Below are 20,610 nucleotides of genomic sequence, written 5' to 3' on the forward strand. Positions count from 1 at the left end.
GGCCGTCAGGCCGTCAGCCCGTTACGCCGGGACCGACGCCACGCCCAGGGCGAGGAACCGCTTGCCGTTCACCCGTTCCGAGACGCCCTCGCGGTCCAGGTACGGCGTGATGCCGCCCAGGTGGAAGGGCCAGCCGGCGCCGGTGATCAGGCACAGGTCGATGTCCTGCGCCTCGGCGACGACGCCCTCTTCGAGCATCAGGGCGATCTCCTGCGCCACGGCGTCCAGGACGCGGGCGCGGACCTGGTCCTCGGTCAGGACGGTGTCGCCCTGCTTCAGCAGCGCGGCGACCTCCGGGTCCAGCTCGGGCTTGCCGCTGTCGTAGACGTAGAAGCCGCGCTTGCCCGCCTCGACGACCGCCTTGAGGTTCGGGGAGACCGTGAAGCGGTCCGGGAACGCCCGGTTGAGCGTCTCGGAGACGTGCAGGCCGATCGCCGGGCCGACCAGCTCCAGCAGCACCAGCGGGGACATCGGCAGGCCCAGCGGCTCGACGGCCTTCTCCGCCACCTCGACGGGGGTGCCCTCGTCGATGACGTTCTGGATCTCGCCCATGAAGCGGGTCAGGATGCGGTTGACGACGAACGCCGGGGCGTCCTTCACCAGCACCGCGGTCTTCTTCAGCTTCTTGGCCACCGCGAAGGCGGTCGCCAGCGACGCGTCGTCCGTCTGCTCGCCGCGGACGATCTCCAGCAGCGGCAGCACCGCGACCGGGTTGAAGAAGTGGAAGCCGACGACCCGCTCAGGGTGCTTCAGCTTCGACGCCATCTCCGACACGGAGAGCGAGGAGGTGTTGGTGGCGAGGATCGCGTGCGCCGGGGCGACCGCCTCGACCTCGGCGAACACCTGCTGCTTGACGCCCATCTCCTCGAACACCGCCTCGATGACGAAGTCGGCGTCCGCGAAGCCCTCGGCCTTGTCCAGGACGCCGGTCACCAGCGCCTTGAGGCGGTTGGCCTTGTCCTGGTTGATCCGGCCCTTGCCGAGCAGCTTGTCGATCTCGGCGTGGACGTAGCCGACGCCCTTGTCGATGCGCTCCTGGTCGATGTCGGTCAGGACGACCGGGACCTCCAGGCGGCGCAGGAACAGCAGCGCCAGCTGGGAGGCCATCAGACCGGCGCCGACCACGCCGACCTTGGTGACCGGGCGGGCCAGCGACTTGTCGGGGGCGCCGGCGGGACGCTTGCCGCGCTTCTGCACCAGGTTGAACGCATAGATGCCGGCGCGCAGTTCACCGCCCATGATCAGGTCGGCGAGCGCCTTGTCCTCGGCGTCGTAGCCCTGCTCGAGGTCGCCGTTCTTGGCGGCGGCGATGATGTCCAGGGCGCGGTAGGCGGCCGGGGCCGCGCCGTGCACCTTAGAGTCGGCGATGAAGCGGCCCCTGGCGACGGCCTGGTCCCAGGCGTCGCCGCGGTCGATCACCGGGCGCTCGACGACGATCTCGCCCTTGAGCACGGCGGCCGTCCAGATCAGCGACTGCTCCAGGAAGTCCGCGCCCTCGAAGATCGCGTCCGCGATGCCCAGCTCGTGCACCTGGGCGCCCTTGAGCTGCTTGTTCTGGTTGAGGCTGTTCTCGATGATCACCGAGACGGCCTTCTCGGGGCCGATCAGGTTCGGCAGCAGCGTGCAGCCGCCCCAGCCGGGGACCAGGCCGAGGAAGACCTCGGGCAGGGAGAACGCCGCGATGGCCGACGACACCGTGCGGTAGGTGCAGTGCAGGCCGACCTCGACGCCGCCGCCCATGGCCGCGCCGTTGTAGTACGCGAACGTCGGGACCGCGAGGTGGGAGAGGCGCTTGAAGACGTCGTGGCCGCCCTTGCCGATGGCGTGGGCGTGGTCCCACTCCTTCAGCAGCTCGACGCCCTTGAGGTCGGCGCCGACGGCGAAGATGAACGGCTTGCCGGTGATGCCGACGCCGGCGATCTCGCCGTCCGCGGCCTCCTTCTCGACCTGGTCGACGGCGGCGTTCAGGTTCGCCAGCGACTGCGGGCCGAAGGTGGTCGGCTTGGTGTGGTCGTGACCGTTGTCGAGGGTGATGAGGGCGAACCGGCCGGCGCCGAGGGGCAGGTCGAAGTGGCGTACGTGCGCCGTGGTGACGACCTCGTCCGGGAACAGCTCGGCCGCGCCCTTCAGGAGTTCAGCGGTGGTGCTCACTTGTTGCCTCCGTCGAAGTGCGGGTTCTCCCAGACGACCGTCGCGCCCATGCCGAAGCCGACGCACATGGTGGTCAGGCCGTAGCGGACGTGCGGCTGCTCCTCGAACTGGCGGGCCAGCTGCGTCATCAGACGGACGCCGGAGGAGGCCAGGGGGTGGCCGAACGCGATGGCGCCGCCGTACTGGTTGACGCGCTCGTCGTCGTCGGCGATGCCGTAGTGGTCGAGGAAGGCCAGCACCTGCACGGCGAAGGCCTCGTTGATCTCGAACAGGCCGATGTCGGAGATCGACAGGCCCGCCTGCGCGAGGGCCTTCTCGGTGGCCGGGATCGGGCCGTAGCCCATGACCTCCGGCTCCACGCCCGCGAAGGCGTAGGAGACCAGGCGCATCTTGACCGGCAGGCCGTTCTCGCGGGCGAAGTCCTCGGAGGCGATCAGCGAGGCGGTGGCGCCGTCGTTCAGACCGGCCGCGTTGCCCGCGGTGACCCGGCCGTGCACCCGGAACGGCGTCTTCAGGCCCTGGAGGTTCTCCAGCGTGGTGCCCGGACGCATCGGCTCGTCGGCGGTGACCAGGCCCCAGCCCGTCTCCCCGGCCTCCGCGTTCGTGCGGCGCACCGAGACCGGCACCAGGTCGGCCTGGATCTTGCCGTTGGCGTAGGCCTTGGCGGCCTTCTCCTGCGAGCGCACGGCGTACTCGTCGGCGCGCAGCTTGGTGATCTGCGGGTAGCGGTCGTGCAGGTTCTCGGCGGTCATGCCCATGAACAGCGCCGACTCGTCGACCAGCTTCTCGGAGACGAAGCGCGGGTTGGGGTCCACGCCCTCGCCCATCGGGTGGCGGCCCATGTGCTCGACGCCGCCCGCGATGGCGACGTCGTACGCGCCGAAGGCGACGGAGCCCGCGACCGTGGTGACCGCGGTCAGGGCGCCGGCGCACATGCGGTCGATGGAGTAGCCCGGGACCGAGGTGGGCAGGCCCGCGAGGATGCCGGCGGTGCGGCCGATGGTCAGGCCCTGGTCGCCGATCTGCGTGGTCGCCGCGATGGCCACCTCGTCGATCTGCTTCGGGTCGAGACCGGGGTTGCGGCGCAGCAGCTCCCGGATCGCCTTCACGACGAGGTCGTCGGCTCGGGTCTCGTGGTAGATGCCCTTCGGGCCCGCCTTGCCGAACGGGGTGCGGACGCCGTCGACGAAGACGACGTCCCTGACGGTACGAGGCACGATGGCTCTCCTCCAGGGTGCGGGGTGGCACTGCTGCGATGCGCTGAGCGCGCGCTCAGGATCCATGCTACTTGTGGGTAACGTAGCTGCCCAGTCCCCCCGGGTCGAGCGGCGAAGGTCACACCTTCGGGGGAGCCGTCGACCCCCTCGGCGTCAGCACCGGCGTGGGCACCGGGTGGGAGCCGGGGTTGTCGCCGGCGATCACCGCGAACAGGGTGCGCGCCACCTGGGCGCCGAAGCCGTGCACGTCGTGGCTCATCGCGGAGAGCGTCGGGTGGGTCAGCCGGCACAGCTGGGAGTCGTCCCAGGCCAGCAGCGACACGTCGCCCGGCACGGTCAGCCCCATCTCGCTCGCCACCGACAGACCCGCCACCGCCATGATGTCGTTGTCGTAGACGATGGCCGTCGGCCGGTCCGGCGGGGCGGCCGTCAGCAGGGAGCGGGTCGCGCGGGCGCCCGCGTCGCCGGAGAAGTCGGTGGCCACCTGCCGGGCCCCGGCCAGCCCCAGCTCGCGCGCCGCCCCGTCGAAGGCGGCCGTGCGGATGGCGGTGTGCCCGAGGGCCGCCGCGCCGCCGACCCGGGCGATACGGCGGTGCCCGAGCGCCGAGAGGTAGCGCACCGCCTCGCGGACCGCCGTGGCGTCGTCGGTCCACACGGAGGTCAGGCCGCCGGTCAGCGTGGGGTGCCCGACGGCGACCACCGGCAGCCCGAGCCGTTCGGCGACCGCCACGCGGGGATCGTCCGCGCGGAAGTCGACCAGCAGGGAGCCGCCGATCTGCCGGCCCTTCCACCAGGACTCCAGCAGCCGCGCCTCCTCCTCCAGGTTGCGCACCAGGCGCAGCAGCAGCGAGCAGGAGTGCTCGGTCAGCACGCTCTCCACGCCCGAGACGAACTCCATGTAGAACGGCTCCAGGCCCAGCATCCTGGCCGGCCGGCACACCGCGAGCCCCACCACGTCCACCCGGGACCCGGCCAGCGACCGCGCGGTGAGGTTCGGCGCCCAGCCCAGCTCCCGGGCGGCCCGGAATATGCGGTCCCGGGTCGCCTCGGACAGCCCCGGCTTGTGGTTGAAGGCGAGCGACACCGCCCCCTTGGAGACGCCGGCCCGCGCGGCGACGTCCTTGATGGTGACGCGGGGCGCGGGCGGCGTCGACGTCATCGGACGGGCTCCACGCAGTACAGGGCGGTCCGGGCGGCGTCCACGTCGGGCCGCTCCCAGCCGGTGACGCCGATCGTCACCCGCTCGCCCGGCAGCAGCGTCACCAGCCCCCGGTCGGCCCGCGCCGCCGGGTCCAGCCGGTCGGCCTGCAGCAACAGATCCCGTACGACGGTCCGCGCCGTCACCGCGATCCCTCCCGGCACCAGCTCCACGTCGAACTCCGGCTCCATGTACGGGACCTCCCGGTCCGGCACCGGGAAGTGCACCGCGCGCAGCTCGCCCGCGTCCGCGACCAGGAACTCCTTCGCCCCGGTCGGCGCCAGCTCCCGCGCCACCCGCACCAGCCCCACCGACCGTGCCCCGACCGCCAGTTCGGCCCGCGCCTCGGCGAGCACCGCGCCCTCGACGGACATCCGCCGCAGCGTCACCGTGCCGTCCCAGGCCCGCGCCGACTGGTTGACCGCCGCGAGCGTCAGCTCGCCCTCCCGGACCTGGAGCGTCAGCAGCCGGTCCGCGTAGACCCGGCGCAGCTCGTGGTAGAGCGGCTTCTCCCGCCCGTCCCCGTCGATCGCCGCCCACGAGGTCACCGGCCAGCAGTCGTTGAGCTGCCACACCACCGTCCCCGCGCAGACCGGCCAGTGCGACCGCCAGTGCTCGATGCCCGCTGCCACCGCACGCGCCTGGTTGACCTGCGTGAGGTAGTGCCAGCGGTCGAAGTCCCCCTCCGGGAAGGCGAAGTGGCGCTCCAGGCCGCGGCGCAGCTTGCCGTTGCCGTCGTCGGCCTTCTGGTGGTGCAGCATCCCGGGGGAGTCGGCCGTGAGGTCCTCGCCGGGCAGCGCGCGCCGCAGCGTCGCGTACGCGGGCGGCGCCTGCCAGCCGAACTCGGCGACGAACCGCGGCACATGGAGCCGGTAGTCGGCGTAGTCGGTGCGGTTCCACACCTCCCAGGAGTGGTGCGTGCCGTGCGCCGGGTCGTTCGGGTGGTGCGCCCACGACCCGGACCAGGGGCTGCCCGCCGTGTACGGCCGGGTCGGGTCCAGCTCGGTCACCACGCGAGGCAGCAGGCCCAGGTAGTACCCCTCGCCCCAGGAGTCCCCGGCGAGCCGCTCCTCCCACTCCCAGTCCCGGAAGCCCCACAGGTTCTCGTTGTTGCCGTTCCACAGCACCAGCGACGGGTGCGGCATCAGGCGTACGACGTTCTCCCGGGCCTCGGCCTCCACCTCGCCGCGCAGCGGCTGCTCCTCCGGGTAGGCCGCGCAGGCGAACGGGAAGTCCTGCCAGACCAGCAGACCGAACTCGTCGCAGGCGTCGTAGAAGTCCTCGCTCTCGTAGATCCCGCCGCCCCACACCCGCACCAGGTCCACGCCCGCCTCGGCGGCCTGCCGCAGCCGGCGCCGGTAGCGCTCGCGGGTGATCCGGGACGGGAAGGCGTCGTCCGGGATCCAGTTGACGCCCCGCGCGAAGAGGCGCTCGCCGTTGACGACCAGGGTGAAGCCGGTGCCGTGCGCGTCGGCCGAGGTGTCCAGCTCCACGGTCCGAAAGCCGATCCGCCGCCGCCACACGTCCAGTGGGCCCTCGCCGTTGAGCAGCGTCAACTCCACGTCATACAGAGCCTGTTCGCCGTAACCGCGGGGCCACCACAGCCGCGCGTCGGGCACCCTCAGCCGGACGACGCCGCTGGTCCCCTCGATCCGGGCGCTCGCCCGCACCCCGGCGACCTCCGCCTCCAGGGACAGCTCGGCCTCGACCCGGCTGCGCTCCACGTCGACGCGCAGCTCCACCACGCCCGTGCCCTCGTCGACGGTGACCAGCGGGCGCACCCGGGCGAGCCGCGCGCTCGACCAGCGCTCCAGCCGCACCGGCCGCCAGATCCCGGCGGTCACCAGCGTCGGACCCCAGTCCCAGCCGAAGGAGCAGGCCATCTTGCGGACGTACTGGTAGGGCTCGGCGTAGGCGCCCGGCCGCTCGCCCACCGCGCCGCGCACCGCCTCGGCCTCGGCGTAGGCGGAGGCGAACCGCACGGTGAGCAGCCCGGACATCCCCGTGACGTCGAAGCGGTATCCGCGGTGCATGTTGCGCACCCGGCCCAGCGGCCGCCCGTCGAGCAGCACCTCGGCGACCGTGTCGAGCCCGTCGAAGACCAGGTCCGTCTGCTCGTGCCCGTCGCCGGGGGGCAGTTCCCGCTCGTACGTCCACTCCCGGCGCCCGACCCACGCCACCTCGGTCTCGGCCGTGCCCAGGAACGGATCCGGGATCACCCCGGCCGCCATCAGGTCGGTGTGCACACAGCCCGGCACCACGGCGGGCAGCGCCTCCCCCTCGTGCCGCAGGATCCAGCCCTCGGTGAGCGGTACGGCCTCCAGCATCGCGCACTCCCTTTGAACCGGTCGAGCTCCAGTATTCCCAAGGTCCTTGCAGTGTGGCGTAATTGGGACTTTACCGGTTGAGAAAACCACTGCCAGAGTGCCGAATCAGCCATCCCCGCACGTGCTCTTCCGTCCAAGAACGAGAACGGAGCTGACGCACATGAACCGCCGTACAGTCCTGGCAGCAGCCGCAGCGGGAGCCGCCCTGCTGCTCTCCGCCTGCACCGGAACAGGGGGCTCCGCCAAGGGCGCGGACGCCGAGGCGCCCGACGACCCCGCGAAGGTGAGCGGGACCATCACGGTCCTCACCCAGCGCACCGATCTGGTGCAGGACGGCACGATGAAAGCCTATTCGGCCGAGTTCAACAAGATCTATCCCAAGGTGAAGGTCGAGTTCCAGGCGCTCACCAATTACGAGGCCGAAGTCAAGATCCGGATGAACACGGAGAACTACGGCGACGTCCTGATGATCCCCGCGGTCATCAAGAAGGCCGACTACCCGAAGTTCTTCGCCTCGCTGGGGACGGAGGCCGAGCGCGGTGAGAAGTACCGGTTCACCGACTACACGGCCGTCGACGGGAAGGTCTACGGCCAGAGCACGAACGGCGTGATGCCCGGCTTCGTCTACAACAAGCGCGTCTGGGCCGAGGCCGGCGTCACCGAATGGCCCACCTCGCCCGAGGAGTTCGTCGCCGCGCTGAAGGCGATCAAGGACAGGACCGACGCGGTCCCGTACTACACCAACTTCGCCGCCGGCTGGACCCTGAGCGGCTGGACCTCCGTCCTCGGGTCGGTGCACTGCGACGAGCAGGCCACCACCGCGCTGGCCGAGGGCGATCCGTGGGGCGAGGACGGCGAGCTGCGCGTCGGCGACACGCTGCTGCACGACATCGTCGAGCAGGGCCTCGCGGAGAAGGACCCGTCCACCACCAACTGGGAGGAGTCCAAGCCCCGGCTGGCGAAGGGCGAGATCGCCACCCAGTGGCTCGGCACCTGGGCGATCGTGCAGTTCCAGGACGCCGCGAAGAAGGCCGGGGTGAACCCGGACGACATCGGCTTCATGCCCTTCCCGGCCCAGACCGACGGCACGTTCTGCGCCGCGGTGACCCCCGACTACAACCAGGCCGTCAACATCCACTCGAAGCACAAGGACGCGGCCCGCGCCTGGATCGACTGGTTCACCGACGAGTCCGGCTACGTCGAGGACAACCTCGCCGTCTCCCCGCTGAAGGACGCGCCGCTGCCCGAGGTGCTGGCGCCCTACGAGGAGGCAGGGGTGAAGCTCATCGAGCTGGACGACTCGGCGGGCGCGAAGGTGAAGGAGATCGACAGCCTGTCCGAGGTCGGCATCTACGCGCCCGACTACCGCCAGGACCTGGTCGACCTCGCGCGCGGCGCCAGGAAGGGCAGCCTGGAGGACTTCCTCGGCGGCCTGAGCGAGAAGTGGAGCGCGGCGCAGAAGAACGCGGGGTCGTGATGGCGGACATCGCCCACGAGGCGGCGCGGCCGTCGGCGGTCGCGCCGCCCGCCCCCCGGCCCGCCCCGCCCGCGCGCGGCGCACGGCTGCGGCGGGGCGTGACGCCCTGGCTGTTCCTGATCGCACCGCTCGCCCTGCTGCTGGTCTTCACCTACGCGCCGATCGCCAACATGGTCGCCTACAGCTTCACCGACTGGGACGGCGTGAGCCCGGAACTGCGCTACCAGGGCGTCGACAACTACGTGGAGATCTTCACCCGCGAAGACCTCTTCCAGGTCTTCTTCGTCTCCGGCTACTACCTCGCCGCCTCCGCCGTCCAGATCGTGCTCGCCCTGTACTTCGCGACCGTGCTGAGCTTCAACGTCCGGTTCCGGAACTTCTTCAAGGGCGTGCTGTTCTTTCCGTACCTGATCAACGGGGTCGCGATCGGCTTCGTCTTCCTGTACTTCTTCCAGGACGGCGGCACCCTGGACGCGCTGCTCGGAGTGTTCGGCGTGCCCACCGACCACGCCTGGCTCGGCGACCCGACGTCCGCGAACACCTCGCTCGCCGGAGTCTCGGTGTGGCGCTATCTCGGCCTGAACTTCGTGCTGTTCCTGGGCGCGATCCAGTCCATCCCCGGCGAGCTGTACGAGGCGGCTCAGCTGGACGGCGCCAACCGGTGGCAGCAGTTCCGGCACATCATCGCGCCCGGCATCAAACCCGTGCTGACCCTCACCGTGATCCTGTCCGTCTCCGGCTCGCTGTCGGCGTTCGAGATCCCGTACATCATGACGGGCGGGGCGACCGGTACCGAGACGTTCGTCATCCAGACGGTGAAGCTTGCGTTCCAGTTCAACAAGACGGGGCTCGCCTCGGCCGCGGCCGTCGTGCTGCTGCTGATCATCCTGGCGGTGACCTGGGTGCAGCGCCGCCTCGTCCCCGACGAGAGGGTGGATCTCGTATGACCCGCGCGACGGTGTCCCGCGCCCTGGTGTACCTGTCCCTGGTCCTGGCGAGCGTGGTCGTGCTGCTGCCGCTGCTGGTGGTCCTGCTGACCTCGCTGAAGACCGAGGAGGAGATGGCGGACGGCAGCGGCGCGCTGGACCTGCCGGACAACCCGCTGAACCTGGCCAACTACGTCACGGCGTTCCAGGACGGCCGGATGCTGACGGCGTTCGGCAACACCGCCTTCATCCTGGTGTTCGCGATCGGCGGCACCGTCCTGATCGGCTCCATGACGGCGTACGCCATCGACCGCTTCAGCTTCCGCTTCAAGAAGCCGGTGCTGGCGCTGTTCCTGGTCGCCGCCCTGGTGCCGGGCGTCACGACACAGGTGGCGACCTTCCAGATCGTCAACAGCTTCGGGATGTTCGACACCCGCTGGGCGCCGATCCTGCTCTACATGGGCACGGACATCGTGTCGATCTACATCTTCCTGCAGTTCATCCGGTCCATCCCGATCTCCCTGGACGAGTCCGCCCGTTTGGAGGGGGCCGGCCCTTTCACGATCTACCGGCGGATCATCTTCCCCCTGCTCAAGCCCGCGATCGCCACGGTGGTGATCGTGAAGGGGATCACCGTCTACAACGACTTCTACATCCCCTTCCTCTACATGCCGTCCGAGGACCTCGGCGTGATCTCCACGTCGCTGTTCCGCTTCAAGGGCCCCTTCGGCGCGCACTGGGAGACCATCTCGGCGGGCGCGGTGCTGGTGATCCTGCCGACGCTGATCGTCTTTCTGCTGCTGCAGCGGTTCATCTACAACGGCTTCATGCGCGGGGCGACCAAATGAGCCCCGGGGGGCGGTGGCGGGGGCTCATGAGCGGGGGGAGCGGCCCGTGGCCGGGGAGCCGGGCGGCCGGCGTCAGGCGGCCCGGGCGGCCAGGGCGGCGACCAGCAGCGGGGTGACCAGCTCGATCTGCCAGGGGCGGGCGCCGTACCCGGCCAGCGCGCCGGCGACCGCCTCCTCGTCGGCGGGCTTGGGCGGCTCCCAGCACACCCGCCGCACGGTGTCCGGCGCGATCAGGTTCTCCTGGGGCAGGTTCAGCTCCTCGGCCAGCGCCGAGACGCCCGCGCGCGCGGCGGAGAGCCGGGCGGCGGCGGCCGGGTCCTTGTCGGCCCACGCGCGGGGCGGCGGCGGGCCGGTCACCGCCTGCCCGGGCTGGGGCAGCGCGGAGTCGGGCAGGGCCTTGGCGCGGTCCACCGCGGCCTGCCACTGCTCCAGCTGACGCCGGGCGATGCGCTGCCCCCAGCCGCTGACCGCGGCGAGCACGTGGACGTTGGCGGGCAGGGCGAGCGCGGCCTCGACGATCGCGGCATCGGAGAGCACCTTGCCCGGCGAGACGTCCCGGCGCTGGGCGATCCGGTCGCGGGTCTGCCACAGCTCGCGCACCACGGCGAGCTGCCGGCGCCGGCGCACCTTGTGCATGCCGGAAGTGCGGCGCCAGGGGTCCTTGCGGGGCTCGGGCGGCGGCGCGGCGGCTATCGCGGCGAACTCCTGCCGGGCCCACTCCAGCTTGCCCTGCCGGTCCAGCTCCTTCTCCAGGGCGTCGCGCAGATCGACCAGCAGCTCGACGTCGAGGGCCGCGTAGCGCAGCCAGGGCTCGGGCAGCGGCCGGGTGGACCAGTCGACGGCGGAGTGGCCCTTCTCCAGCACGAAGCCCAGCACGCTCTCGACCATCGCGCCGAGGCCGACCCGCGGGAACCCGGCGAGCCGCCCGGCCAGCTCGGTGTCGAACAGCAGGGTCGGCACCATGCCTATCTCACGCAGGCAGGGCAGGTCCTGGGTGGCGGCGTGCAGCACCCACTCCACGCCGGACAGCGCCTCGCCGAGGCCCGACAGGTCGGGGCAGCCGACGGGGTCGATGAGTGCGGTGCCGGCGCCCTGGCGGCGCAGCTGCACCAGATAGGCGCGCTGGCCGTAGCGGTAACCCGAGGCGCGCTCGGCGTCGACGGCCACCGGGCCGGACCCGGCGGCGAAGGCGGCGATCACCTCGGCGAGGGCGGCCTCGTCGGCGACGACCGGCGGAATGCCCTCGCGCGGTTCCAGCAGCGGGACCGGCGGCGGTCCCTCCGGAGCGTTCGGCGCCCCCGTGGCAGTTGCTCCGCCTTCGTCCGGAGGGGCGCCTCCGGTGGTTCGCAGTGAAGTGTCTGCTGCGGTGTCTTGGGCGTCGGTCACCTGTCAAGGGTATCGGTGCCCGGCAAGCGCCCGCCGACGGAACGTTCCGTCGGCGGGCGGTGGAGGGTCGTTAACCAGTCAGGAGACGGGGGTGCGGAGGTGGGGGAAAGGGGACGGGGGAAGGGCCGGCCCCCACGCCGGATTCGCAGTCGTGAACGGTGCGGTGCGGGAAACGGGTGGGGGAGGGGGTCAGTGGATGATGCCGGTCCGCAGGGCCACGGCGACCATGCCGGCGCGGTCTCCGGTGCCGAGCTTGCGGGCGATGCGGGCGAGGTGGCTCTTGACGGTCAGGGCGGACAGGCCCATGGAGACGCCGATCGCCTTGTTCGACTGGCCTTCGGCGACCAGGCGCAGCACCTCGACCTCGCGGCCGGACAGCTCGCGGTAACCGCCCGGGTGGCTCGGGGCGCCCGGGGGGCGGCGGTGCAGGCGGGCGGCGGCGGCTCCGATGGGTGCGGCGCCGGGGCGGGTGGGCAGGCCGACGTTGGTGCGGGTGCCGGTGACGACGTAGCCCTTGACGCCCCCGGCGAGGGCGTTGCGTACGGCGCCGATGTCGTCGGCGGCGGACAGGGCCAGCCCGTTGGGCCAGCCGGCGGCGCGGGTCTCCGACAGCAGCGTGAGGCCGGAGCCGTCGGGGAGGTGGACGTCTGCGACGCAGATGTCGCGGGGGTTGCCGATGCGGGGACGAGCCTCCGCGATGGACGAGGCCTCGATCACGTCGCGCACGCCGAGCGCCCACAGGTGGCGGGTGACGGTGGAGCGGACGCGGGGATCGGCCACGACCACCATGGCGGTCGGCTTGTTCGGGCGGTAGGCGACCAGGCTTGCGGGCTGCTCGAGGAGAACGGACACCAGGCCTCCTGGGGTGCGGGGACGGGGCCGGCTCGGGGGGATGAAGCCGGGGGGAACCGTGCTGTCAAGGTCACAGTGGTCTTCGGCATCAAACCTCCCGGGCTTTAGAGAACGATCACGATCCGGTGAGTAACAATCCGTTCAATTCGGACAGGTGAGCGATCATTCGAAGACCGAACGGTTTCGGTTCGCGTCGCAGTGCGGTCGAAAGTGGCCGTATCGACAAAGTGACCTGATCGAATCGCGGCGTGAAAACGACGGAGGGCCGGAAATCGACCTTCCGGGGAAGGGCTGGGGAGGAGGGCCGGCGGGCCGGCGGGCCGGCGGGACTTCGGGCCGGTGCGACGGCGGGCTGCGGTGTGACTTCGGGCCGGTGCGACTTCGGCCCGCGGTGGGACTTCGGATCAGCGGGACTGCGGTCCACGCCGCTGCGGCAGCGTCACCACCGACGCGTCGCCCGGACCGGCCGGCGGCAGACCCGCGACCTGGGCCAGCAGATCGCACCAGGACGCCAGATGCGCGGCCGTGTCCGGCACGCCCCCCAGGCCCTCGCGCGGCGTCCACGAGGCCCGGATCTCGATCTGCGAGGCGGGTGGGCGCGCGGACAGCCCGCCGAAGTAGTGCGAGCCGGCCCGGGTGACCGTGCCGCTCGGCTCCCCGTACGTCAGACCGCGCGCCTGCAGCGCCCCGGTCAGCCAGGACCAGCACACCTCCGGCAGCAGCGGATCCGCGGCCATCTCCGGCTCCAGCTCCGCGCGCACCAGCGTCACCAGCCGGAACGTGCCCCGCCAGGCGTCGTGCCCGGCCGGGTCGTGCAGCAGCACCAGCCGCCCGTCCGCCAGGTCCTGATCGCCGTCCACGACGGCGGCCTCCAGCGCGTGGGCGTACGGGGCGAGCCGCTGCGGCGGGCGCGTCGTCTCGATCTCGATCTGCGGGCGCGGCCGAGCCGCGCGCAGCGCCTCGACGGCCGCCCGGAAGGGCAGCGGGGCCGTCCCGTCCGTATGCAGGTCCCCCTCCTTGGGGTCGTCCATTCCGCCAGCGCCGTCCGACAGTCGTCCCTGAGCCGCAGCCATGCGGGGAAGATTAAGCGGAACCGGGCCCGCGCGCAGGGAGAGACACCCCGCCGTGGGCGCCGGGCCCCGGCCGGACACGCCCTCGGGCCGTGCGAGACTTGCCCCGTGAGTGCCAACGGAAGCCCCTCGGGCAAGCAGCCGACCGAGACGTACGAGTCCGCCTTCCTCAAGGCGTGCAGGCGCGAGCCCGTGCCGCACACGCCGGTGTGGTTCATGCGGCAGGCGGGGCGCTCGCTGCCGGAGTACCGCAAGGTCCGCGAAGGCATTCCGATGCTCGAGTCGTGCATGCGGCCCGACCTGGTCACCGAGATCACCCTCCAGCCGGTGCGCCGGCACGGCGTCGACGCGGCGATCTTCTTCAGCGACATCGTCGTCCCGCTCAAGGCCATCGGCGTCGACCTCGACATCAAGCCCGGCGTCGGCCCGGTCGTCGAGCGCCCGATCCGCACCCGCGCCGACCTCGCGCAGCTGCGCGACCTGACCCCCGACGACGTCTCCTACGTCACCGAGGCGATCGGCCTGCTCACCCGCGAACTCGGCGCCACCCCCCTGATCGGCTTCGCCGGCGCGCCCTTCACGCTCGCCAGCTACCTGGTCGAGGGCGGCCCCTCCCGCAACCACGAGCACACCAAGGCCCTGATGTACGGCGACCCGCAGCTGTGGGCCGACCTGCTGGACCGGCTCGCCGGGATCACGGCCGCTTTCCTGAAGGTGCAGATCGAGGCGGGCGTGAGCGCCGTCCAGCTCTTCGACTCCTGGGTCGGCGCCCTGGCCCCCGCCGACTACCGCCGCTCGGTGCTGCCCGCGTCCGCGAAGGTGTTCCGGGCCGTCGAGGAGTACGGCGTCCCGCGCATCCACTTCGGCGTCGGCACCGGCGAGCTGCTGGGCCTGCTCGGCGAGGCCGGCGCGGACGTCGTCGGCGTCGACTGGCGCATCCCGCTCGACGAGGCCGCCCGACGGGTCGGCCCCGGCAAGGCGCTGCAGGGCAACCTCGACCCGGCGGTGCTGTTCGCCCCGACCGGGGCCGTCGAGGCCAGGACCCGCGAGGTGCTGGAAGCCGCGGCCGGGCTGGAGGGCCATGTCTTCAACCTCGGCCACGGCGTCCTGCCCGCCACCGACCCGGACGCGCTGACCCGCCTGGTGGAGCACGTTCACACGGCGACCGCACGCTGAGCACCGGCCCCGCGCCCGTGCCGGGCCTCCGCCCCGTGCCGGGCCTCCGCCCCGTGCCGGGCCTCCGCCCCGTGCCGGGCCTCCGCCCCGTGCCGGGGCCGAGTTTCCGCGCCTACCAGCCCGGCCGCGCCCGGCGGCCGAAGAGGACGCCCCGCGGCTGAGGGGGCGGGGGAGTGCCGCGGCGCAGGGGCCAGGCCAGCAGCATGCCCGCGACGAAGCCGACCACATGGGCGAGGTAGGCGACCGTGCCGGCGCCGGTGACGCCCTGCCCGGCGGAGTAGACGGCCTGGAGCAGGAACCAGAGACCGAGGACGGTCCAGGCCGGCAGCCGCAGCGGCAGGAAGATCAGGAAGGGCACGAGCACCCAGACCCTGGCCTTCGGATAGAGCACCAGGTAGGCGCCGAGGACGCCGGCGATCGCCCCGGACGCGCCGATCAGCGGGTCGCCGGACTCGTCGTTCGCCAGCGAGAAGCCGTACGACGCCGCGTAGCCGCAGACGGCGTAGAACAGCGCGAAGCGGACGTGACCCATCCGGTCCTCGATGTTGTTGCCGAAGATCAGCAGGAAGAGCATGTTGCCGAGCAGGTGCAGCCAGCCCCCGTGCAGGAACATCGCCGTGAGCACGCTCAGCTCGGGCGACTTGTCGTAGTCCGGCGGGCCGACCAGGCAGCCGGGTCCCTGCGCGCCGACCCCGACCTCACCGGTGGGCACCAGCCGGGGCACGTGGTGATGCAGCAGCTCCCGCGGCACCACCGCGTACTGCTCCAGGAACGCGTGCAGATGGCACGTCTGGGCCAGGCTGCTGTCGCCGGCCACGGCGCCGGCCATGCCCGGCATGAGGAGGAACACGACGACGTTCGCCGCGATCAGGGCGTATGTCACCCAGGGCGTGCGGCGGGCGGGGTTCACGTCATGGACGGGGATGACCACGAGGAACTACTGCCCTGGATGCCGTCGGCGAACCGGCGGACGGGGCGGGGTCGCTCCGCTGGGGGAGGCATGGCGCGGTGAGGTGCCCGGCGGGGTGCCGGGCGCGGGGCGAGCGCGCAGTTCCCCGCGCCCCTTCCGGACGCTGCTCAGGGGTTTCGCCGTACTGCCTGGGCCGCCTTGCGGGCCGCCACCAGGACCGGGTCCCAGACCGGGGAGAACGGTGGGGCGTAGCCCAGGTCGAGGGCGGTCACCTGTTCCACCGTCATGCCGGCCGTCAGGGCCACCGCCGCGACGTCCACCCGCTTGCCCGCGCCCTCGCGGCCCACGATCTGCACGCCGAGCAGGCGGCCCGTGCGGCGTTCGGCGAGCATCTTGACCGTCATCGGGGAGGCGCCGGGGTAGTAGCCGGCCCGGCTGGTCGACTCGATGGTGACCGCCTCGTAGCGCAGCCCCACCCGGCGGGCGTCCTTCTCGCGCAGGCCGGTGCGCGCGATCTCCAGGTCGCACACCTTGCTGACCGCGGTGCCGACGACGCCGGGGAAGGTGGCGTACCCGCCGCCGACATTGGTCCCGATGACCTGGCCGTGCTTGTTGGCGTGGGTGCCGAGCGCGATGTGCCGCAGCCTGCCCGACACCAGGTCCAGGACCTCGACGCAGTCGCCGCCGGCCCAGACGTTCTCGTGCCCGCGCACCCGCATCGCCAGGTCGGTGACCAGCCCGCCGTACTCCCCGAGCGGCAGCCCCGCGGCCCGCGCCAGCTCCGTCTCGGGGCGTACGCCGATGCCGAGCACGACGACGTCCGCCGGGTACGCGGCGTCGTCCGTGACGACCGCGCGGACGTGCCCGTCGCCGTCCGTGTCCAGCGCGGTCACCTCGGCGTCGTTGACCATGGTGATGCCGAGGCCCTCCATGGCCCGGTGCACCAGGCGGCCCATGTCCGGGTCCAGGGTGGCCATCGGCTCGCTGCCGCGGTTGACGACGGTCACCCGATGGCCGCGCTTGATGAGCGCCTCGGCCATCTCCACGCCGATGTACCCGGCGCCGACGACCACTGCGCGCCGGCCGGGGGTGCGGGCCAGGGTGTCCAGGAGGTCCTGGCCGTCGTCCAGGGTCTGCACCCCGTGCACCCCGGCGGCGTCGACGCCCGGCAGGTCGGGCCGGACCGGCCGTGCCCCGGTGGCGATCACCAGCTTGTCGTACGACGTCCAGGACTCGGCCCCGGAATCGACGTCACGCGCGCGTACCCGCCCGCGGTCGACGTCGATCTCCGTGACCTCGGTCCGCAGCCGCAGGTCGATGTCCCGCGCGCGGTGCTCGTCCGGCGTGCGCGCGATCAGCCGGTCCCGGTCGGGCACGTCGCCGCCCACCCAGTACGGGATGCCGCACGCCGAGTAGGAGGCGAAGCGGCCCCGCTCGAAGGCCACGATCTCCAGCTCGTCCGGCCCTTTCAGCCGGCGGGCCTGTGACGCGGCGGACATGCCCGCCGCGTCACCGCCGATCACGACCAGCCGCTGCCTGCTCCCGGTACCGCTTGCGCGCTCGCTCATACCAACACGCTACGGGGGCGGGCGTTTTGGGTCCCGCTCGCCCGTCCCCTCCGCGGGCGCGGACGTTCTCAGTCCTCCTCGCCCGTGCCCTCCGCGGGGGCGGGCGTCGGCGCCGGCCGCGCGGCCGGCAGCGGGCCCAGGGCGGTCATCGCCTCGCCGGCGGCCGGGCGGCCGGTCCCGCGGGACCGCAGCACCCGCAGCCAGACGAACAGCAGCAGCGCGGCCAGCGCGGCGAACGGCAGTACCGCGGCGACGGCCACCAGGATCCAGCGCAGCATCCCCACGAACGCGTCCCAGCCGCCCGCCAGCGCGTCCCCGAGCCCCGGGTCGCCGTCCTCGGCGGCCTTCTCCACCGGGGTCTCGGACAGGGAGAGCCTGATGGTGGCCAGGCTCGTGCGGTCCTTCAGGGACGCCTGCCGGGCGAGCAGGGCCTCCAGATCCGCCTGACGGCTGCTCAACTGGCCCTCCAGCTCCACCACGTCGCTGAGCTTGACGGCCTGGTCCATCAGCTCGCGGATCCGGGCGACGCTGGCGCGCTGCGTCCTGATCCGGCTCTCCACGTCGACCACCTGGTCGGTGACGTCCTGCGCCTTGGCGGTCCGCTCCAGGAGCCTGCCCGCTCCCTCCAGGTCGGCGAGGACGTCGTCGTAGCGCTCGGTGGGGACGCGCAGGACCACGCGGGTGTACTCGTTGCCGTTCTCGTCCCGGCTGGTGGACTCGCTGCCCACATGGCCGCCGGCGCCCTCGACGGTGGCGCGGGCCTCGTCGAGGGCCTTGGGCACGTCCTCGACCAGGACGGACAGGGACGCGGTGCGGATGATGTGGCCTTGCACCTGCACCTGCACCTGCGCCGGCGGCCGGGGCGCCGCGGAGGCGCGGTCGGCGGCGCCCGACCCGGCCGCGCCCTCCTGGAGGGCGCCCTTTTCGGCCTTGCCGTCGGCCGCCGTGCCACCCCCTCCGATGTCGTCGGCGCCGGAGCAGCCGGTGAGCGCGAGGGCGGCGGCCAGCAGAATGCCGGCCAGGGCCGCGAGCGGCCGCCGCGCGGGCAGGCGTGTGGCGCGTGGTGCGGGACATGGTGCGGACATGTGGGTCCCCCCTCGGTGATGACCAGTGACGCTCCTTCGACGCGGGAGCCGGTCCGGGCGTTGGCGGTCCCGGGTCCCGATGCGGTCACGGTCGGGACTCGGTGGGGCCACACGGCCCCGGCGGCGCTGTCAGTGGTGTCTGAGAAGGTGGACGCATGAACGCAGCACGTACGGACGACGCCGGGCGCGCCGGGCACGTCGTCGTGATCGGAGCGGGAATCGCCGGGCTGGCCGCCGCCCACCGGCTGCTCGGGCGCGGAGCGCGGGTGACCGTGCTGGAGGCGTCCGGGCGGGTCGGCGGCAAGCTGCTGCCGGGCGAGATCGCGGGGGTGCGGGTCGACCTGGGCGCCGAGTCGCTGCTGGCCCGGCGTCCGGAGGGGGTCGGCCTCGCGCGCGAGACGGGCCTCGCCGACCGGCTCGAGCCGCCGGCCACCGCCACCGCGTCGATCTGGACCCGCGGCGCCCTGCGGCCCCTGCCGAAGGGCCACGTCATGGGCGTGCCCGGCACCGCAGCCGCGCTCTCCGGCGTGCTGTCCGACGAGGGCGTGCGCCGCATCGAGCGCGACGCCGACCTCCCCCGCACCGAGATCGGCGACGACGTGGCGGTGGGGGAGTACGTCGCGCGCCGGCTCGGCCGGGAGGTCGTCGACCGGCTCGTGGAGCCGCTGCTCGGCGGGGTCTACGCGGGCGACGCCTACCGGCTCTCGATGCGCTCGGCCGTCCCCCAGCTCTTCGAGGCCGCCCGCGCGCACGCCTCGCTCACCGAGGCCGTCCGGGAGATCCAGCGCAGGGCGGCCGAGGCCCCGGCGGGGGCGGGAGCGGGCCCGGTGTTCCTGGGCATCAGGGGCGGCGTCGGCGCCCTGCCCCTCGCGGTCGCGGACGCGGTGCGCGCCGCAGGCGGCGAGATCGTCACGCGGGCGCCGGTCACGGAGCTGCGCCGACAACCGTCCGGCGGCTGGCGGGTCACCGCGGCCGGCCGGGTGCTGGGCGCCGACGCCGTGGTCGTCGCCGTGCCCGCGCCCGCCGCCGCCGGCCTGCTGCGCGCCGAGGCCCCCGCGGCGGCGGCCGAGCTGGCCGCCGTGGAATACGCGTCGATGGCGCTGATCACCCTCGCCTACCGCAGCATCGACGCCCGCCTCCCCGAGGGCAGCGGCTTCCTGGTGCCGCCGGTGGACGGACGGACGATCAAGGCGTCGACGTTCGCCTCCCGCAAATGGGGCTGGATCGCCGACCAGGACCCGGACCTGACCGTGCTGCGCACCTCCGTCGGCCGGTACGGCGAGACGGAGATCCTCGGCCGCGACGACGCCGGACTCGTCGACGTCTCCCGGCGCGACCTGGCGGCGGCCGTCGGCCTGGACGCCGCACCCGTCGAGACCCGCGTCACCCGCTGGGACGCCGGCCTGCCCCAGTACCCGGTCGGCCACCACGCGCGCGTGGCCCGCATCCGCGAGCACCTCGGAAGGCTGCCCGGACTGGCGGTGTGCGGCGCGGCCTACGACGGCGTCGGCATCCCCGCCTGCATCGCGAGCGCCCACGCCGCGGCCGACCAACTGGGCGGCGACCTGCGCGCCGTGCGCGAACTCACCGCCCACCCGGTGCAGAGCCTGCACGGCGGAGCGGGAGAATGAGGCCATGAGTGACGACGCCCCCACCACCGCCCCCGACCGGATCCCGAACAAGGGCAAGCTGGCGAAGGACCTCAACGAGGTCATCCGCTACACCCTGTGGTCCGTGTTCCGGCTGAAGGACGTGCTCCCCGAGGACCGCGCGGGGTACGCCGAAGAGGTCCAGGAGCTGTTCGACCAGCTCGCCGCCAAGGACGTCACCGTCCGCGGCACCTACGACGTCTCCGGGCTGCGCGCCGACGCCGACCTGATGATCTGGTGGCACGCGGAGACCTCCGACCAGCTCCAGGAGGCGTACAACCTCTTCCGCCGCACCCGGCTGGGCCGCGCACTGGAGCCGGTGTGGTCCAACATGGCGCTGCACCGCCCCGCCGAGTTCAACCGCTCGCACATCCCGGCGTTCCTCGCCGACGAGACGCCGCGCGCCTACGTCAGCGTCTACCCCTTCGTGCGCTCCTACGACTGGTACCTCCTGCCGGAGGAGGACCGCCGCCGGATGCTCGCCGACCACGGCAAGATGGCCCGCGGCTACCCCGACGTGCGCGCCAACACCGTCGCCTCCTTCTCCCTCGGCGACTACGAGTGGCTGCTCGCCTTCGAGGCCGACGAGCTGTACCGCATCGTCGACCTGATGCGTCACCTGCGCGGCTCGGAGGCGCGGCTGCACGTGCGCGAGGAGGTGCCGTTCTTCACCGGCCGCCGCAAGGACGTCGCGGACCTGGTCGCGGGCCTGGCCTGACGGACGTTCCACCCCGCCTCGCCCCGCCCCCCCGCCGCCCCCCGAGGGCGGC

At 72.8% G+C, this 20,610-nt stretch carries 16 protein-coding genes; 6 read left to right on the forward strand and 10 right to left on the reverse strand.

Translation table 11 applies throughout. The annotated features are described in order from the left end of the window. Positions 1–21: 21 nt before the first annotated feature. From ABZY13_RS25545 to ABZY13_RS25560, 4 genes are all read right to left on the reverse strand, one after another. Complete coding sequence (locus tag ABZY13_RS25545) at positions 22–2,151, reverse strand: 3-hydroxyacyl-CoA dehydrogenase NAD-binding domain-containing protein (RefSeq protein WP_356634631.1); 2,130 nt, start codon at positions 2,149–2,151, stop codon at positions 22–24. Next, complete coding sequence (locus tag ABZY13_RS25550; protein WP_356634633.1) at positions 2,148–3,368, reverse strand: acetyl-CoA C-acyltransferase; 1,221 nt, start codon at positions 3,366–3,368, stop codon at positions 2,148–2,150. Before ABZY13_RS25550 ends, ABZY13_RS25545 begins: the two co-directional genes overlap by 4 nt. A 118-nt stretch (positions 3,369–3,486) precedes the next feature. Beyond that, positions 3,487–4,527 carry a LacI family DNA-binding transcriptional regulator gene (locus ABZY13_RS25555; protein WP_356634635.1) on the reverse strand — a complete coding sequence of 347 codons (1,041 nt, stop codon included), beginning with the start codon at positions 4,525–4,527 and terminating at the stop codon, positions 3,487–3,489. Next, on the reverse strand, positions 4,524–6,893 hold the full coding sequence (locus ABZY13_RS25560) for a glycoside hydrolase family 2 protein (protein WP_356634637.1): 2,370 nt from the start codon (positions 6,891–6,893) through the stop codon (positions 4,524–4,526). The genes ABZY13_RS25555 and ABZY13_RS25560 overlap by 4 nt, the downstream gene beginning before the upstream one ends. Positions 6,894–7,053: 160 nt before the next feature. Here ABZY13_RS25560 and ABZY13_RS25565 point away from each other — a divergent pair, with 160 nt between their 5' ends. From ABZY13_RS25565 to ABZY13_RS25575, 3 genes are read left to right on the forward strand one after another with little or no spacing between them, the layout of a single operon-like run. After that, positions 7,054–8,370, forward strand: coding sequence for an ABC transporter substrate-binding protein (locus ABZY13_RS25565; RefSeq protein ID WP_356634639.1), 1,317 nt, complete (start codon positions 7,054–7,056; stop codon positions 8,368–8,370). Continuing rightward, positions 8,370–9,317, forward strand: a complete 948-nt coding sequence (locus ABZY13_RS25570) for a sugar ABC transporter permease (RefSeq protein ID WP_356634641.1) — start codon at positions 8,370–8,372, stop codon at positions 9,315–9,317. Before ABZY13_RS25565 ends, ABZY13_RS25570 begins: the two co-directional genes overlap by 1 nt. After that, positions 9,314–10,144 carry a carbohydrate ABC transporter permease gene (locus ABZY13_RS25575; RefSeq protein WP_356634643.1) on the forward strand — a complete coding sequence of 277 codons (831 nt, stop codon included), beginning with the start codon at positions 9,314–9,316 and terminating at the stop codon, positions 10,142–10,144. Before ABZY13_RS25570 ends, ABZY13_RS25575 begins: the two co-directional genes overlap by 4 nt. 72 nt (positions 10,145–10,216) lie before the next feature. On the opposite strand, the gene ABZY13_RS25580 is transcribed toward ABZY13_RS25575, so the two are convergent. The 3 genes from ABZY13_RS25580 to ABZY13_RS25590 form a co-directional block, all read right to left on the reverse strand. Further along, entirely contained in the window at positions 10,217–11,530 is a 1,314-nt protein-coding gene (locus tag ABZY13_RS25580; RefSeq protein WP_356634645.1) for a ribonuclease D, read from the reverse strand. 189 nt (positions 11,531–11,719) lie between these two features. Then, the gene (locus ABZY13_RS25585) at positions 11,720–12,382 is read right to left on the reverse strand and encodes a response regulator transcription factor (RefSeq protein WP_003993737.1); all 663 of its coding nucleotides are present in this window, start codon (positions 12,380–12,382) and stop codon (positions 11,720–11,722) included. Positions 12,383–12,786: 404 nt separating this feature from the next. Beyond that, on the reverse strand, positions 12,787–13,455 hold the full coding sequence (locus ABZY13_RS25590; protein WP_356634647.1) for a DUF3000 domain-containing protein: 669 nt from the start codon (positions 13,453–13,455) through the stop codon (positions 12,787–12,789). A gap of 105 nt (positions 13,456–13,560) precedes the next feature. On the opposite strand from ABZY13_RS25590, the gene hemE reads away from it, so the two are divergent. Next, positions 13,561–14,628: a uroporphyrinogen decarboxylase gene (hemE, locus tag ABZY13_RS25595; protein WP_356634649.1), complete on the forward strand. Its 1,068-nt coding sequence runs from the start codon at positions 13,561–13,563 to the stop codon at positions 14,626–14,628. 112 nt (positions 14,629–14,740) lie between these two features. Here the strand turns inward: hemE and ABZY13_RS25600 are convergent, their stop codons facing one another. The 3 genes from ABZY13_RS25600 to ABZY13_RS25610 all read right to left on the reverse strand — a co-directional run bounded on the left by ABZY13_RS25600 (position 14,741) and on the right by ABZY13_RS25610 (position 18,191). Further along, a complete protein-coding gene (locus ABZY13_RS25600; RefSeq protein ID WP_356634651.1) occupies positions 14,741–15,559 on the reverse strand; it encodes a rhomboid family intramembrane serine protease in 819 nt (272 codons plus the stop codon). A 146-nt stretch (positions 15,560–15,705) separates the two neighbouring features. Next, positions 15,706–17,106: an FAD-dependent oxidoreductase gene (locus tag ABZY13_RS25605; protein ID WP_356634653.1), complete on the reverse strand. Its 1,401-nt coding sequence runs from the start codon at positions 17,104–17,106 to the stop codon at positions 15,706–15,708. Positions 17,107–17,174: 68 nt separating this feature from the next. Further along, positions 17,175–18,191, reverse strand: a complete 1,017-nt coding sequence (locus ABZY13_RS25610; protein WP_356634655.1) for a DUF4349 domain-containing protein — start codon at positions 18,189–18,191, stop codon at positions 17,175–17,177. A 155-nt stretch (positions 18,192–18,346) separates the two neighbouring features. Here ABZY13_RS25610 and hemG point away from each other — a divergent pair, with 155 nt between their 5' ends. Together hemG and hemQ are read left to right on the forward strand one after the other, a co-directional pair. Continuing rightward, positions 18,347–19,822, forward strand: coding sequence for a protoporphyrinogen oxidase (gene hemG / locus ABZY13_RS25615; RefSeq protein WP_356634657.1), 1,476 nt, complete (start codon positions 18,347–18,349; stop codon positions 19,820–19,822). A 4-nt stretch (positions 19,823–19,826) separates the two neighbouring features. After that, entirely contained in the window at positions 19,827–20,558 is a 732-nt protein-coding gene (gene hemQ, locus ABZY13_RS25620) for a hydrogen peroxide-dependent heme synthase (RefSeq protein ID WP_356634659.1), read from the forward strand. Positions 20,559–20,610 lie beyond the last annotated feature (52 nt).

Origin of the sequence: Streptomyces sp. NPDC006610 (genome assembly GCF_040611575.1) — a bacterium.
GTDB lineage: Bacteria > Actinomycetota > Actinomycetes > Streptomycetales > Streptomycetaceae > Streptomyces.

Excerpts from the sequence above, each read along its gene's own strand:
- ABZY13_RS25555 (WP_356634635.1), bottom strand. The coding sequence starts at position 4,527 with ATGACGTCGACGCCGCCCGCGCCCCGCGTCACCATCAAGGACGTCGCC.
- ABZY13_RS25560 (WP_356634637.1), bottom strand. The coding sequence starts at position 6,893 with ATGCTGGAGGCCGTACCGCTCACCGAGGGCTGGATCCTGCGGCACGAG.
- ABZY13_RS25565 (WP_356634639.1), top strand. The coding sequence starts at position 7,054 with ATGAACCGCCGTACAGTCCTGGCAGCAGCCGCAGCGGGAGCCGCCCTG.
- ABZY13_RS25570 (WP_356634641.1), top strand. The coding sequence starts at position 8,370 with ATGGCGGACATCGCCCACGAGGCGGCGCGGCCGTCGGCGGTCGCGCCG.
- ABZY13_RS25575 (WP_356634643.1), top strand. The coding sequence starts at position 9,314 with ATGACCCGCGCGACGGTGTCCCGCGCCCTGGTGTACCTGTCCCTGGTC.
- ABZY13_RS25590 (WP_356634647.1), bottom strand. The coding sequence starts at position 13,455 with ATGGCTGCGGCTCAGGGACGACTGTCGGACGGCGCTGGCGGAATGGAC.
- ABZY13_RS25605 (WP_356634653.1), bottom strand. The coding sequence starts at position 17,106 with ATGAGCGAGCGCGCAAGCGGTACCGGGAGCAGGCAGCGGCTGGTCGTG.
- ABZY13_RS25610 (WP_356634655.1), bottom strand. The coding sequence starts at position 18,191 with ATGTCCGCACCATGTCCCGCACCACGCGCCACACGCCTGCCCGCGCGG.
- hemG (WP_356634657.1), top strand. The coding sequence starts at position 18,347 with ATGAACGCAGCACGTACGGACGACGCCGGGCGCGCCGGGCACGTCGTC.
- hemQ (WP_356634659.1), top strand. The coding sequence starts at position 19,827 with ATGAGTGACGACGCCCCCACCACCGCCCCCGACCGGATCCCGAACAAG.